The organism is Henriciella marina (assembly GCF_027213945.1).
Taxonomy (GTDB): domain Bacteria; phylum Pseudomonadota; class Alphaproteobacteria; order Caulobacterales; family Hyphomonadaceae; genus Henriciella; species Henriciella marina_A.
Genome location: NZ_JAPWGW010000001.1, coordinates 771,467 through 785,662 on the forward strand (window position 1 = coordinate 771,467; position 14,196 = coordinate 785,662).

The 14,196-nt window shown below is 59.3% G+C and carries 10 protein-coding genes; 8 read left to right on the plus strand and 2 right to left on the minus strand.

Annotated features, from left to right (window positions below):
- Nucleotides 1-119 precede the first annotated feature (119 nt).
- Nucleotides 120-3,245 carry a bifunctional proline dehydrogenase/L-glutamate gamma-semialdehyde dehydrogenase PutA gene (gene putA, locus O4G74_RS03925; protein ID WP_269401352.1) on the plus strand — a complete coding sequence of 1,042 codons (3,126 nt, stop codon included), beginning with the start codon at nucleotides 120-122 and terminating at the stop codon, nucleotides 3,243-3,245.
- A 33-nt stretch (nucleotides 3,246-3,278) separates the two neighbouring features.
- Entirely contained in the window at nucleotides 3,279-4,145 is an 867-nt protein-coding gene (locus O4G74_RS03930) for a DUF3298 and DUF4163 domain-containing protein (protein WP_269401353.1), read from the plus strand.
- A gap of 6 nt (nucleotides 4,146-4,151) precedes the next feature.
- Here the strand turns inward: O4G74_RS03930 and O4G74_RS03935 are convergent, their stop codons facing one another.
- A complete protein-coding gene (locus O4G74_RS03935; protein ID WP_269401354.1) occupies nucleotides 4,152-4,472 on the minus strand; it encodes a hypothetical protein in 321 nt (106 codons plus the stop codon).
- 45 nt (nucleotides 4,473-4,517) lie between these two features.
- Here O4G74_RS03935 and O4G74_RS03940 point away from each other — a divergent pair, with 45 nt between their 5' ends.
- Nucleotides 4,518-5,750, plus strand: coding sequence for a serine hydrolase domain-containing protein (locus O4G74_RS03940; RefSeq protein WP_269401355.1), 1,233 nt, complete (start codon nucleotides 4,518-4,520; stop codon nucleotides 5,748-5,750).
- Between the two features lie 343 nt (nucleotides 5,751-6,093).
- A complete protein-coding gene (locus tag O4G74_RS03945; protein ID WP_269401356.1) occupies nucleotides 6,094-7,968 on the plus strand; it encodes a ribonucleoside-diphosphate reductase subunit alpha in 1,875 nt (624 codons plus the stop codon).
- A gap of 190 nt (nucleotides 7,969-8,158) precedes the next feature.
- Here the strand turns inward: O4G74_RS03945 and O4G74_RS03950 are convergent, their stop codons facing one another.
- Entirely contained in the window at nucleotides 8,159-10,411 is a 2,253-nt protein-coding gene (locus tag O4G74_RS03950; RefSeq protein ID WP_269401357.1) for a TonB-dependent receptor, read from the minus strand.
- A 241-nt stretch (nucleotides 10,412-10,652) separates the two neighbouring features.
- Between O4G74_RS03950 and O4G74_RS03955 the strand changes: the two genes are divergently transcribed.
- The 4 genes from O4G74_RS03955 to O4G74_RS03970 all read left to right on the plus strand — a co-directional run bounded on the left by O4G74_RS03955 (nucleotide 10,653) and on the right by O4G74_RS03970 (nucleotide 14,175).
- The gene (locus O4G74_RS03955; protein WP_269401358.1) at nucleotides 10,653-10,781 is read left to right on the plus strand and encodes a hypothetical protein; all 129 of its coding nucleotides are present in this window, start codon (nucleotides 10,653-10,655) and stop codon (nucleotides 10,779-10,781) included.
- Between the two features lie 419 nt (nucleotides 10,782-11,200).
- On the plus strand, nucleotides 11,201-11,896 hold the full coding sequence (locus tag O4G74_RS03960) for a lipid A-modifier LpxR family protein (protein ID WP_269401359.1): 696 nt from the start codon (nucleotides 11,201-11,203) through the stop codon (nucleotides 11,894-11,896).
- A 95-nt stretch (nucleotides 11,897-11,991) separates the two neighbouring features.
- Nucleotides 11,992-13,008, plus strand: coding sequence for a lipid A deacylase LpxR family protein (locus O4G74_RS03965; RefSeq protein WP_269401360.1), 1,017 nt, complete (start codon nucleotides 11,992-11,994; stop codon nucleotides 13,006-13,008).
- A 141-nt stretch (nucleotides 13,009-13,149) separates the two neighbouring features.
- Nucleotides 13,150-14,175 (plus strand): ribonucleotide-diphosphate reductase subunit beta, encoded by a 1,026-nt coding sequence (locus O4G74_RS03970; RefSeq protein ID WP_269401361.1) that lies wholly within the window; start codon nucleotides 13,150-13,152, stop codon nucleotides 14,173-14,175.
- Nucleotides 14,176-14,196: the final 21 nt, after the last annotated feature.

The following is a 14,196-nucleotide window of genomic DNA, read 5'->3' on the forward strand; positions in this document are numbered from 1 at the left end:
TATACTCCTTGCCGCATGGCTGCGTGGTCCCACTTTTAGAGACATGCAGTCCGGCGTAAACCCGCCTTACGGTTTGCGATAGGATGATCGTGCAGGACCGGCCGACTACGGAGGACATTATGCCCGATACGCTGACGCCCATGACCAAGAACTGGGACGCGCTCGACAGGACGAAATTCGCCGACGAGGAAGCGCTGGTCGGCGACATCCTTAAATCGCTACCGCTGGATGAACGCGCGCGCACCGCTGCGGTTCGCCGCGGCCGCGAACTTGTTCAGATCGCCCGCGCGGCCGGTCGTCCAAAAGGCATGATGGAAAGCTTCCTCGAGGAATTCGGGCTTTCCAATTCTGAAGGCCTGGCGCTGATGTGTCTTGCCGAAGCGCTCCTTCGCGTTCCGGATGCCGATACGCGCGACGATCTCATTGCTGAGAAAATCCGCTCCGGCGACTGGGGCGCGCATTCGGGCCAGTCCGATAGCTGGCTGGTCAATGCCTCGACTTGGGGGCTGATGCTGACCGGGCGCGTCATCGGCGCACCGAGCGATGCCAAGCGCGGCCCCTCTACTTTCGTATCCAACCTCGTTCGCGAAAGCGGCGAGCCAGTCATCCGCGCGGCCATGATGCAGGCCATGCGGATCATGGGCGAGCAGTTCGTGCTGGGCCGGACCATTGATGAGGCACTGAAGCGCGGCCGCAAGAAAGTGAAGGCCGGTGAAGCGGCCAATTTCAGCTTTGACATGCTGGGTGAAGGCGCGCGCACAAATGATGATGCCGAGCGCTACTTCCAGTCTTACCGCGAAGCGATCAAGACGGTGGGGTCAGATGGTGATGCGTCTCTCTCGCCGGAAGCAAAGAACGGCATCTCGGTGAAGCTGTCAGCGCTCCATCCGCGCTATGAAGCGGTCAACGAGGCCCGCGTCCATGCAGAGCTTTACCCGCGTCTGCTCGCGCTCTGCGAGGATGCCGCCAAGGCGAATATCAATCTCTGTCTTGATGCCGAAGAAGCCGACAGGCTGGTTATCTCGCTGCAGCTACTTGAGCGGTTGATGCGTGAGCCATCGCTGAAAGGCTGGAGCGGTCTTGGCCTTGCGGTGCAGGCCTATCAGAAGCGCGCGCAGGATGTGATCAAGCGCCTGTCGGAACTTGCCGGGGAGACCGGCATGCGCCTCATGGTGCGTCTGGTGAAGGGCGCCTACTGGGACACAGAGATCAAGCACGCCCATGAAGAGGGCATGGTGAACTTCCCGGTCTTCACGACCAAGCATGGCACCGACATCAACTATCTCGCCTGCGCACATGCTCTGCTGCAGGCAGGCCCGCGCATCTATGCGCAATTTGCGACGCACAATGCCCACTCGCTCGCGACCATCCTGATGATGGCCGAAGCAGAGGGCGTCACGAATTACGAATTCCAGCGCCTGCATGGCATGGGTGAGCCGCTCTATGGCGCGGCTGAAAAAGGCGACAAGGTTCGCGTCTATGCACCGGTTGGCGCGCATAAGGACCTTCTACCCTATCTTGTGCGCCGTCTTCTGGAGAATGGCGCGAATACGAGCTTCGTCCACTCCTTCCTCGACCCGGATGTCGATGTCGAGAAGGTGGTCGATGACCCGATTGCGAAAGTCGAGGCCGGCCCCCGCCGCCATCCACGCATTCCGACGCCGCCGCGCCTCTATGGCCCGATGCGTAAGAACTCCATCGGAGTGGACCTGTCGCAGGCAAGCGAGCGCAAGGTTCTGGAAGACCATGTCGATGAGCTGAGAGCGGGCAAGGCGCTCGTCGCGGGGCCGATCATCTCCGGTAAGCTGCTAAGCGATGGCGGCGTAGAGGTGTTTGCGCCAGCCGATACGTCGCGGCGTGTCGGTACAGTGCGCGAAGCATCCGACGCCGATGTCGATGCGGCGCTCGATGCGGCTGTAGCCTTTCAGCCACAATGGGACGCCCTCGGTGGGGCAAAGCGGGCGAAAATCCTTTCTGATATGGGCGATGCGCTTGAGGCCAATATGGACCGGCTGGTCGCCCTCATGGCTGAAGAGGCCGGCAAGACGTTTGTCGACGGCATCGCGGAAGTGCGCGAGGCCGTCGATTTCTGCCGTTATTATGCGGTGCAGGCCGAAGAAAAGTTCGAAGGCCGCACCCGCCTTCCGGGGCCGGCGGGTGAGACCAACCACATCTCGCTGCATGGCCGCGGCGTGTTTGCCTGTATCTCGCCTTGGAATTTCCCGCTGGCGATCTTCACGGGCCAGATCACAGCTGCGCTGGGCGCTGGCAATACGGTGGTTGCCAAGCCTGCAGAGCAGGCGCCGATCATTGCTTTTGAAGCGGTCCGCATTTTCCAGGAGGCCGGTCTTCCTGCCGGTGCGCTTCACCTCGTCCCGGGTCGCGGCGAGACGGTGGGCGCAAAACTTACGAGGGACCTTCGTGTCAGCGGCGTCTGTTTTACCGGCGGCACGGATACGGCCCGTCTGATCAACAAGACGCTAGCAGACAGGCAAGGGCCCATCATTTCCCTGATCGCTGAGACCGGCGGTCTGAACGGCATGTTTGTCGACACGACGGCCCTTCGCGAGCAGGTGATCGATGATGTACTGGGGTCGGCCTTCGGGTCTGCGGGGCAGCGTTGTTCCGCCCTGCGGGTCCTCTTCCTGCCTGATGCGACTGCGGATTTCATTCTGGAGGGCCTCAAGGGCGCAATGGATGAGCTGAAGATCGGGGATCCGGGGCGCGCCGATACCGATGTCGGACCAGTCATCGATAGCGATGCTCATGAGATGCTGCAGGCCTATATGGCGCGCATGGAGGCAGAGGCATCTGTCATCAAGAAGCTGGAGACGCCGAGAGGCGGACACTACTTCGGTCCATCGATCATTGAGCTGAAGTCGCTCGACCAGATCGAGAAAGAGACGTTCGGACCGGTGCTTCACGTGGTGCGCTACAAACCGGACAATATCGCCGAAGTCGGGGCGGCGCTGGAGGCGAAAGGCTATGGCCTGACGCTTGGTGTTCACTCGCGCCTTGAAAGCTTTGCGGCCAAGGTCCGCGACGCTGTGAAGGCGGGTAACACCTATATCAACCGCTCAATGACTGGTGCCGTGGTGGGTGTGCAGCCTTTCGGCGGCGAGGGTCTTTCCGGCACCGGGCCCAAGGCAGGCGGCCCACACTACATGCTCCGCTTCGCAAGCGAGCGTGTGGTCACGGTGGATATCACGGCCCAGGGTGGTGATCCGGAATTGTTGAGCCTATAACCCTCTGATTCCGTTTCGTTTGAGGGCGAGGCCATGAAGCAAGCCAGCGTGTTCCTGATGGGTGCCATCTTTCTCGTGGCATGCGGCGCAGAGCGAGCAGATCAGTCTGAGAACGTTCGCGTCTCGCAGCTGCCGCGGCCTGAGCAGCCCGCTAGCAACGGGTTTGCTGATCCGAACAGTGGCATCGCCATCGTCAGCGGGACTGAAGCGGCCTCCATCGATATCCGGCTTCCAGCGCGCATAGACGAGATCGATCCGGAGCTGGCGGCTTTGATCCGTCAGCGTGCAGCGGATGGCCAGGAAGCCTTCCTGGCGGCTGCTCAGAATGACCGCGCTGATGCAGAGAATGAAGGCTACGCTTTCCGGCCCCACTCGCTGACCGTCAGCTGGGATGAAGTCGGCCCCCGCGAAGGAACGCTCCGATCCTTCCTCGGCTCCTACGCAGCCTATGCTGGCGGCGCGCATCCCAACTTCCAGTTCGATGTGCTGAACTGGGATGAGGGCCTTGGCGAGGAAATCAGCTTCGAGGACCTTTTTGAGGATGACGTGGCAGCCCGATCCGTCATGGCGGATGCGTTACAGGCGGCCCTGATTGCCGCCAAGCGCGAGCGTATGAACGATCAAAGCCTTAGCGACGAGCAGCTGATGGATAGCTGGCTGAGGGCGGCATTCGACAATAATGAGGCGATCTTCGAAAACTTCACCATTGCGCGCGGGATGGACAGTGAAGCACCAGCCGGGCTCATCTATCATTTTCAGCCTTACACGGTCGGTGCCTATGCTGAAGGGCCGTATGAGATTGCGGTGCCCGCCTCGGTCTTCGTCGATGAGCTCGCGCCGAGATATGGTGACCTGTTCGATACTGACGCAGAGGTCTTAGAGAGCGCGCCCGCGCCCTGAGCAGTTTTACTGCGCCTGTTCAATCAGCGAACATCCAAGACCTTCCTCATGGACAGCGGTGGCGCTGACCACGCCGCCGAGCACAGTTGCGCGTATGGCATTGTCCTCTTCGTGGAAGCTTACAGCGCTCACATCTTCGGTGAAGTCGGCAAGGCAGCTCTCCATGGGGCGCTCTGCAACAAACCGACACGAGCAGACCATTTTGGCGCCATAGGGCGTCGCGACACGGGCAAGATCGATCTGGTCCTTGATCATGAATTGCCAGGCGAGAAGTGCTGCAACGCCCAACATGATCACGATGACGATTGCGGCTTTGACGAGTTTCATGCTCTGCCTCTAGATGTGCTGTGACAATCGTTACGGAGCGCGTCGATGTTGTTCAAGTCTCTCCTCATCGCAGCCGCCTGCGTTGTCGGCTTGCAGGCCAGTGCGCAGGGCCTCGTCCCGCTGCCGCCGCAGCCTGACGGCGTTGCCTGGCCCACTGAAAACTGGCCCGAGGGCGAGGTGCCTGCCGGGATCGATGAAGAGCTTTCGCTTCTTGTCCGCGATGCGATGGCGACAAGCGTAACAGAGCCGATGGGCCAGACGCGCGCGATCATCATTATCCATGAGGGACGTCTGATCTCCGAGTCCTATGCCGACGGGTTCGGGCCGGATACGAAACAGGTTTCATGGTCGATGGCGAAATCGATTACGTCTGCGCTCGTTGGCCGGGCGGTCGAACTCGGTCTGATCGAAGATATCGACTATGTGATGCCGACCCCGTTTCAAGAGGGCGATCCACGCGGTGAGATCACCTGGCGTCAATGGCTCACGATGACGGATGGGCTCGATTATCTCGAAATCGGCTCGACCGGGCTCGCCGACAATGACGTCGTGCAGATGATGTACGGCCCCGGCCGGTTCGACGTAGCACAACATATAGTGGATGAGTTCGAGCTGGCGCACGACCCCGGTGCGGTGTGGAACTACTCCACGGCTGGATTTCATCTGATCGGATGGGCGCTGCAGACTGTTCACGAAGACACTTTGCACTGTCGAGAGGCGAGCGACGGGGGGTGTGACGATGCTTTAAGCGTCCAAGGTCGCAAATTCTGGATGCGCGCGTTCATTAGAGCTGTGCTGGCGGACCCCATCGGCATGGATGCGCAGCCTGAGTTTGACGCCGCTGGTACCTTCCTCGGCGGCTCACTCGTCTGGGCTTCGGCGCGCGACTTTGCAAAGTTCGGTTATCTCTATCTGCGTGATGGCATCTGGGATGGCGAGCGGCTCTTGCCCGAAGGTTGGGTCGACTTTTCCCGCCGGGACCCTGTATCCACCGGGGCCAATGTCTACGGCGCAGGCTGGTGGCTTGGCGCAGACCCCGCGCCAGAGCCTGCCGGGCAAGCTGCAACGACACCACCCTTTGATGCCTTCTCGGCGCAGGGGCATGAGGGCCAGACGATCTGGGTTGTTCCCTCAAAAGATCTCGTCATCGTACGGCTCGGCCTGATGCCGAATGGCGGGGACAACTGGCCGAGGCTTTATGAGTGGAATCAGTCGGTAGCCCGGCTCTTCCCGGACGTGTCCGACCGGGAGGTCTCATCGGCAGAGGGCGAGGGGTGATTCGAGGACCGATCGCCTGCATATTGAAAGGTGTTTATCGTCTTGCGGAAAAGAGTTTCCATCGGTGCGCGTTTGAGCGCCAGTGGCCCAGATCTTTCCGCATCCGAAATGAAATTTCCTTCAATTTGTTTATCGCTTTTAGTGACGGGCGTTGCGGACAGGAATCCCACCGAAGACGGCGAGAATTCCACGGCAACCGTCGTAAATTCGGCAGAGTCCCCATTGACCAAGCCTTAACCTTAGGAACACTATATCTAGTATTGGGACGGGGTAGAGGCACCGCATATGGCGCTTCTGGGGCTAAATCCCTATATTTGACGGGCCGATTGAGAGGAAAGACACCATGTCTGCGAGCACTGTTGCGACCAAAACATCCGCCGCGCTTCGCCGGGGCAAGCCGAAGGGCCAGACACCGCGTCCGGATCTCAAGGTCGTTAACGATATCGAGATCACGATCGATGAGTCGCGCGATGCGCTGCTGACCGAGTTCGGCAAGAAGACGCTCGAAGACCGCTACCTCCTCACCGGGGAAAGCTATCAGGAGATGTTCGCCCGCGTCGCGAAGGCTTTCGCTGACGATCAGGATCACGCCCAGCGAATTTATGACTACATGTCACGCCTCTGGTTCATGCCAGCGACGCCCGTGCTCTCAAATGGCGGCGCTGATCGCGGTCTTCCGATTTCGTGCTTCCTCAACCAGGTTGGCGACTCGCTCGACGATATCGTGGAGACATGGACCGAGAATGTCTGGCTTGCTTCGAATGGTGGCGGTATCGGTACCTATTGGGGGCATGTCCGCTCCATCGGTGAGAAAGTCGGCCAGAACGGACAGACCTCCGGCATCATTCCTTTCATCCGTGTGATGGACAGCCTGACGCTTGCGATCAGCCAGGGCTCGCTGCGCCGTGGCTCGGCTGCCTGCTATCTTGATGTGCACCACCCGGAAATCGAGGAATTCCTCGAAATCCGCAAAGCGTCGGGTGACTTCAACCGCAAGTCCCTCAACCTGCACCATGGCATCAACATCACCGATGAGTTCATGGAAGCCGTCCGCAAGGATGAAGAGTTCGGCCTGCGTTCGCCAAAGTCCGGCGAAGTGCTGCGCACCGTCAATGCACGCAAGATCTGGCAGAAGATCCTCGAGCTGCGCATCCAGACCGGTGAGCCATACCTGCTCTTCACAGACACGGTGAACAACGCCATGCCTGCGCACCAGCGCAAGCTTGGCCTCAAGGTCCACCAGTCGAACCTTTGTTCGGAAATCACGCTTCCGACGGGCGTTGACCAGAATGGCGAAGACCGCACGGCTGTCTGCTGCCTGTCTTCGGTCAATGCCGAGAAATTCCTCGAATGGTCAAAAGACGAGAACTTCCTGGAAGACATCTTCCGCTTCCTCGACAATGTGCTGGAAGACTTCATCCAGCGCGCGCCGAACGAGATGGCCCGCGCTGTCTATTCGGCAAAGCGTGAGCGCTCGGTCGGTCTTGGCCTGATGGGCTTCCACTCCTTCCTGCAGACGATGAACGTGCCGATCGAAAGCGCGATGTCGAAAGTCTGGAACGAGAAGATGTTCAAGCACATCCGCGCCGGCGCCGACCAGGCATCGGTCAAGCTCGCCAAGGAGCGTGGCCCATGTGAAGATGCGCGCGAAGCCGGCATGATGGCCCGCTTCAGCCACAAGATGGCCGTTGCGCCGACCGCGTCGATCTCGATTATCTGCGGCGGCACGTCTGCTGGCATCGAGCCGATCCCGGCAAACGTCTACACGCACAAAACGCTGTCAGGCTCCTTCACGGTGAAGAACCAGCAGCTGGAGCGTGTGCTCGAGCAGAAGGGCGCGAACACCGAAGAGACCTGGAATTCGATCCTCGAGAATGAGGGCTCCGTCCAGCATCTCGAATGCCTCGACGAGCATGAGAAATCCGTCTTCAAGACAGCTTTCGAGCTCGACCAGCGCTGGATCATTGAGCTGGCTGCAGACCGCACGCCGTATATCTGTCAGAGTCAGTCGCTCAACGTCTTCCTGCCGGCCGACATCAATAAGTGGGACCTTCACATGCTGCACTGGACGGCGTGGGAAAAAGGCCTGAAGTCTCTCTATTACTGCCGCTCCAAATCGGTCCAGCGCGCTAGCTTTGCGGGCGCCGCCGACAAGGAAAAGGCAACCGGTATGGACGTGCCGAACACTGACTATGACGAATGCCTCGCCTGCCAGTAGGCGCAGTTTTTCATCTTCGTCTGAGGGAATAAGAAAAACCCCGGCTCAGCGATGAGCCGGGGTTTTTGTTTAGTTTGGATGCTGAGATACGCCGCTCGTGCTTCATGTTCGCAGCGGTAGCAATTTCAACGCCCTCATCCTGAGCAAAGTCGAAGGACGAGGGGGTTGAGTGTAAGCTGGAGCCGCTGGCCTAGAACACGATCCTTACACCGCCGCGGAAGTTGCGGCCGGGGGCTGGGACGGTGTCCTTCAGTACGGAGGTGGCGTAGCGAACTTCTTCATCCGTGACGTTGCGCGCCTCGAGGAAGAATTCGGTGCCTTCACGGCCAACGCCAAGATCCGCCAGTGACAGAGCTCCTCGAAGGTCCAAGGTCGTGTAGCCATCGGTTGGCAGCTCACCAACACCGGTATCGTCCTGGTCGGCTGCGACGATCACGCTTGCTCCGGCTTTCCAGAGGCCCCAGTCGCCATCGAGGGAAGCATTGAAAGTCGTTGGCGGGAGAAGTGGCACGTTGCCGCCATCATCGATGTCGGAGCTGACAAAGTCGACATTGGCTTCAGCGCGCCAGTCTGCGCCGAGCGGGCCGCCGGAGAGAAGGTAGTCGACATAGACTTCGCCGCCCGTGAAGCTCGTGTCTTCCTGCGCGAAGAGATAGACGGGGAGTTCGTTAATCTCGTCGACGAGGTCACCATCATCATCAAAGGCGAGGCCTGGCGTCAGGTAGATGAAGCCGTCAAACTCTGTGTGGAACAGGTTTGCCCCGAAGCCGAAGCCCGTGTCACCGCGCCAGCGGACCGTGCCTTCGAAGTTCAGGCCGCGTTCCTTGTCCAGCGTATTGTCGCCGACTTCATACTGTTCGGTGGCAAGGTGTGCGCCGTCAGCAAAGAGCTCGCTTTCGTTTGGTGCGCGTTCGGTCAGGCTGATCTGACCACCGACGAACCAGCCATTCTCCCAGTGCTGGTGTGCGCCGAAAGAGCCGGAGAAGAGGTCGTACTCGCGAGATCCGGCAACGATATTGTCCAGCTCGGCCGAGTCGTAGCGAAGACCGCCTTCGACACCGAAGCCGTTGGCCCATTCCCTTGTCTGGTAGAGGAACACACCGGTCGACATGGTGTCGGTCTTTGTAATGAAGGCCTCGTCACCGAATGCGTCCAGTGTCTTGTCGAGGATTTGAACGCCGACTGCGCCTTCCCAGTCACCGAAACCGGTTCCAAGCTCGACACGGCCTTCAGCACCGTCGCTTTCATACTTGGTGCCGGGTTCGCCCGGCGCTTCGAACTCGGTGTGCTCATAGTCTGCGATGGAAATATTACCGGCGATGCGGGTGAACGGACCGACATTCAGGTCAGCGCCAGCGCGCAAATCATAGCGGGTCTGCTCGAGGTCGATGAACGGGTTCTCTTCGCCTTCCTCGTGCTCTTCCTCGTGATCCTCGTCATGATCTTCATCATGATCTTCATCATGATCTTCGCCATCTTCATGATCATGCTCGTCTTCATGACCATGCTCATGTGCGTGGCTATGACCGGGTAGGCCGTAGGAAGATGTCTGACGGCGCACAGCAATACCTGCAAAGGCGCCATCACCAACCCAGGAAAGACCACCTGCAAAGGATTCAGTCTCTACGAAGGAGTTCTCCAGCGTGTCCCGAATTTCCTCGTCTTCGTGCACCTCGTGATCATGCTCCTCAGGATCTTCTTCCCCTTCATGCCCGTCCTCTTCATGATGATCGTCGCCTTCAAGCGCTTCCAGGGCGCGCAGGCGTGAGGATTCGGCAAAGCCGGGAATGTCGTAGTTGTCGAAGTCGCGTGCCGACGCCGACAGCGAGAGCACGAACGGCCCGGTGGTGAAGCGCCCCTTGATAGCGCCTTCCTGACCTTCATTGACGCTGTTATAGGCGCCATAGGCTTCGCCGGAGACAGGCTCTTCAGGAAGGTCCTCAACGACGAGGCCGTCGATGACATTCACCACGCCGCCAATTGCCTGGCCGCCATAGGCCAGCGCCGCCGGACCGCGCAGGATTTCAATCTTCTCCGCATCAATGCCGTCGCCAGCGACCTGATGGTCGGGGGAGGCGGCGGACGCGTCAATCACGCCGATACCATTGGTCAGGACCAGGACGCGTTCGGCGCCAAGACCGCGCAGGACAGGGCGACTGGCGGCTTGGCCGAAATGTGTCGTGGAGACGCCAGGTTCGCTATCAAGCGTATTGCCGAGTGAAGCCCGAAGGCGTTCGACGATCTCGCCGCGTGACACGGCGCTCGCATTGCCGATCATTTCATCGGTTTCGCGCTGCGGGCCGACACCGGAGACGATGACGGTGGAGAGGCGTTCCGTGCTCTCGTTGGCGGGCGCGATATCTGCGTTCTGTGCGATTGCAAGCGGGCTGGCGCCCACAAGCAGGGTTGCCGCAAGCGTGCGGCGCAAAATTCTGGAAGTCATGTCTGGGTATTCCCCTCAATCAACAGGTAGGTCGCCCGCGCGCGGTCTGGATGCCGGTATGGTCGGGCGGCGTCAGTACTACTGATTGGGGGTTAGGGGGACTTCGGGGTGGTGGAGCCTGCCCAGGAGGGCGCGACCACGGCCTGTAATCAAGAGCGGGCGCGTCTATCAGTTCGACCCCGCGTGGCGGCGTTGGTAGCGTCGGCGTGGCCGGAAGCGGGGCAATCTGAGGGGCGACAACATGTTCAAGATCGCATGTCAGGCCGTAATGTTCATGCGGTTCATCGCCATGAGCCGCCGCATCATGGAGCGCCGCGCCCTGAACCCAGAGGAGCAGGGCGACGATCAAGGTCTTTATGGCGAAAGATGAGCGCGGCGTTATCATTGCCGTTACCATGTAACAAAACCGCGTTGGCGCTCAATAGTCTTTATGCGACGGCGTCCTTTCAAAGGGCCGCGCCTGGCCAATTACAGACCCGTCTGCGAGAAAATGTTAACCAAACGTATCGGCAGGTCGTGGAAAATTCTCAATTTGTGGAACCACAATTCAATGGAGGAATTGTAAGGATTCGTTGGTACTGCAATTGGAATACCCCTGTGACAGCACGATCGTCTGTGCTACAAGAGGGACGAAATGTCGTAACCCTATGGTTTAGGGTTGGCTGGAGTGGATGAATGTTATTGGTTTTGGCCTCAGTGATCGCCGCGGGCTGTCAGGGATGTTCCCCGGCACAAGCCTCTTCTGCTGCGACTGTCAGAGGTGCCGCTGCTGACGTTGATTACCGGCTCGTGGAGACAACTGACGAACAGACGGAAGCCACCATCCGTGCCGCTTCGAACTTTTCTTTCAGCCAGGCGCAGACCTCGTCGACCTCTGAAATTGCGATCGCGCCCGTGCTTGGCGTGCGCAGGATACGCCCGATTGGCGTTGATGCCAGCCGCCCGCCCAGTGTGAACAGCCTGCGGATTTCTAACTCTGCCGGCATCGTCGGGTATCAAGGCCGCCGTAGCGCCGAAAATCTGACCCGTCCCGTGCGCCAGATCAGCGATTTCGATGCCGAGGTTGCAATCTCGGCCCCAATGGAGCGCACTGGTCTTGGGTTTGATGTGGGCGTCGTACCGCGTGTCAGCCTGAGCCGAGATGGCGATTTCGAACAGCGCAGCGTTGGCGGCGAAATCCGTATCGGTCAGAATTTCGACCAGCGTGGCCAGAATGTAGCGCCAGATAGCTGGTATCTGTTTGCAGGTGCTGACGGCGAAGCGCTGGTCTATGAGCCCGACGGCGATCGCAATTTTACCAATCGCATGGCCCTTCGTGACCAGGTTACCGTCGGTGACATGCAGGCCGGCGTGTCCTTCACACGCGGCAACGGTCAGCTTTCCCTGAGCTATATTCACCGCGAGGTGGAGTATAATGAGCGCGGCCTTCAGGGCCAGCGCGCGGCAGAAGACTTTGCTGGTGTGAGCTTTACCCTCCGCCGGTAGGCGTTAAGCGCAGTCGTTTCCAGAATTTAAGCTGACGAGACTGGACAAGCTGCGCTATTGGCGCGGCGACTACTGGCTTATTGGTCCTGTCTCGAATGCGCGCTGCATTGCTTCTTCTTCTGAATGTCGTCTTTTGCGCGCTGCGACCGGCAGAGGCAGAGGTGCGCAATGACACCCAGCCTGCTGCACCGGACCAGCGCGGCGTGTGGTCACTCACATCCGAAAATGATCTGTTTGGTGGTACGGACCGCGACTATACGAATGGTATCCGTATAGAGCGCGTATCTCCAGAGAACCGGGTCCTTCCCATCCTCGACTGGGCAGCGCGCCGGGTGCCGGTGCTTGACCTCCGCAGGCGCAAGCTGCGCCAGGGCCTCGCGGTGTCGCACGCGATCTTCACGCCAAACGACATATCCCTTTCCGAACCCGACCCCGATGACAGGCCTTATGCGGGCTGGCTTTATGTTTCAGGCACCGTGGTGGCCAGCGACGACAATATCCAGGACGTCCTGCAGCTGAACCTCGGCATTGTCGGACCGGCAGCGCTCGGCAAGTTCGTCCAGACCAACTGGCATGACCTTATCGAAGAGGACAAACCAAGGGGCTGGGATTACCAGCTTCGAAATGAGCCAGGGTTCGAACTCATTGCGCAGCGCATGGCTTTGTATGAAGGCCCCCGCCTGCCGCTCGGGCTTGAGACCGACTACGGCATTCACGCAGGTGGTGCGCTTGGAAATGTGCGCACCTATGCGGCCAGCGGTCTGACCGGGCGAATCGGCTGGGACCTCGGCTCGGATTTTGGTCCGCCACGCATCCGCCCGGCGCTCGCAGGGGCCGGGACATTTTCGCCCCAGCAGACCTTCGGTGCCTACCTGTTTGCCGGAGTTGAAGGGCGTTTCGTCCTGCGGGACATGTTTCTTGACGGGAATGCTTGGCGCGACAGTCCGCGGGTGTCCGACCGCAACAAGCTGGTCGCTGATGCCCAGGCGGGCGCGGCCATCCACGTTGAGAATGTGCAGTTCGCCTTCACCTATGTGCACAGAACTGAAGAATTTCAGCGTCAGGCCGGACCACAAAGGTTTGGTGCGGTCTCAATTTCCGTTGCCTATTAAGGGGTTACGAGGGCGGCGCGGCAATTGTCCACAGTTTACCATTCGCTGTGGAAAATGGCGCCCCTCTAAGGTATATATCTTGCGAGCAAATGCGTGATTTGGCACTATATATAGTGTTACAGGATATGAAGGGGCAGACCTATGGCAGACGGTATCACTCAGATCCCAGGGCTTCTTACGCCGAGCAAGGCCTACAAGCCTTTCCGGTATCCATGGGCCTATGACTTCTGGAAAATCCAGCAGCAGGTTCACTGGTTGCCGGAAGAAGTGCCTTTGGGCGAGGACTGCAAGGACTGGACGAACAAGCTCACCGATAAAGAGCGTAATCTGCTGACGCAGATCTTCCGCTTTTTCACGCAGTCTGATGTCGAAGTCGGCGCCAACTACATGGAAAACTACATGCCGCTCTTCAAGCCGGTTGAAGTGCGCATGATGCTGGCCTCCTTCTCGAACATGGAGACGGTGCACATCGCGGCCTATGCGCTCCTGCTTGAGACGATCGGCATGCCGGATTCCGAGTTTGGCGCTTTCATGGAATACGAGCAGATGGCGGCCAAGCATGACTATCTCGGCCAGTTCGGTTGTGAGACCGAGAAGGATATCCTGACCTCGATGGCGGTGTTTGGCGGTTTCACTGAAGGCCTTCAGCTTTTCGCGTCCTTCGCCATGCTGATGAACTTCCCGCGCTTCAACAAGATGAAGGGCATGGGGCAGATCGTGTCCTGGTCGGTGCGCGATGAGTCGCTGCACTGCGAAGGCATGATGAAGATGTTCCACACCTTCGCCGAAGAGACCGGCGCCCTGACGAAGTCGGTAAAAGACGACATCGCTGATTGCTGTCAGACGGTCGTGAAACTCGAAGACAAGTTCATCGATCTCGCCTTTGAGGCGGGTGAAGTGCAGGGCATGACCCCGCAGGACATCAAGAATTATATCCGTTACATCGCGGACTGGCGCATGGGGCAGCTAAAGCTTGACCCGATCTACGGCGTCGAGAAACACCCGATCCCGTGGCTAACCGAAATCCTCAACGGTGTAGAGCATGCGAACTTCTTCGAAGCGCGCGCCACTGAGTACTCCAAGGGCGCAACGAAGGGTGACTGGCACGGCGATGATGGCGTCTGGTCGATGTTCGACAAACAGCGCAGCAAGGTGCTCGCCGGGTAGCGAGGCCTCGCCAGAGCAGGT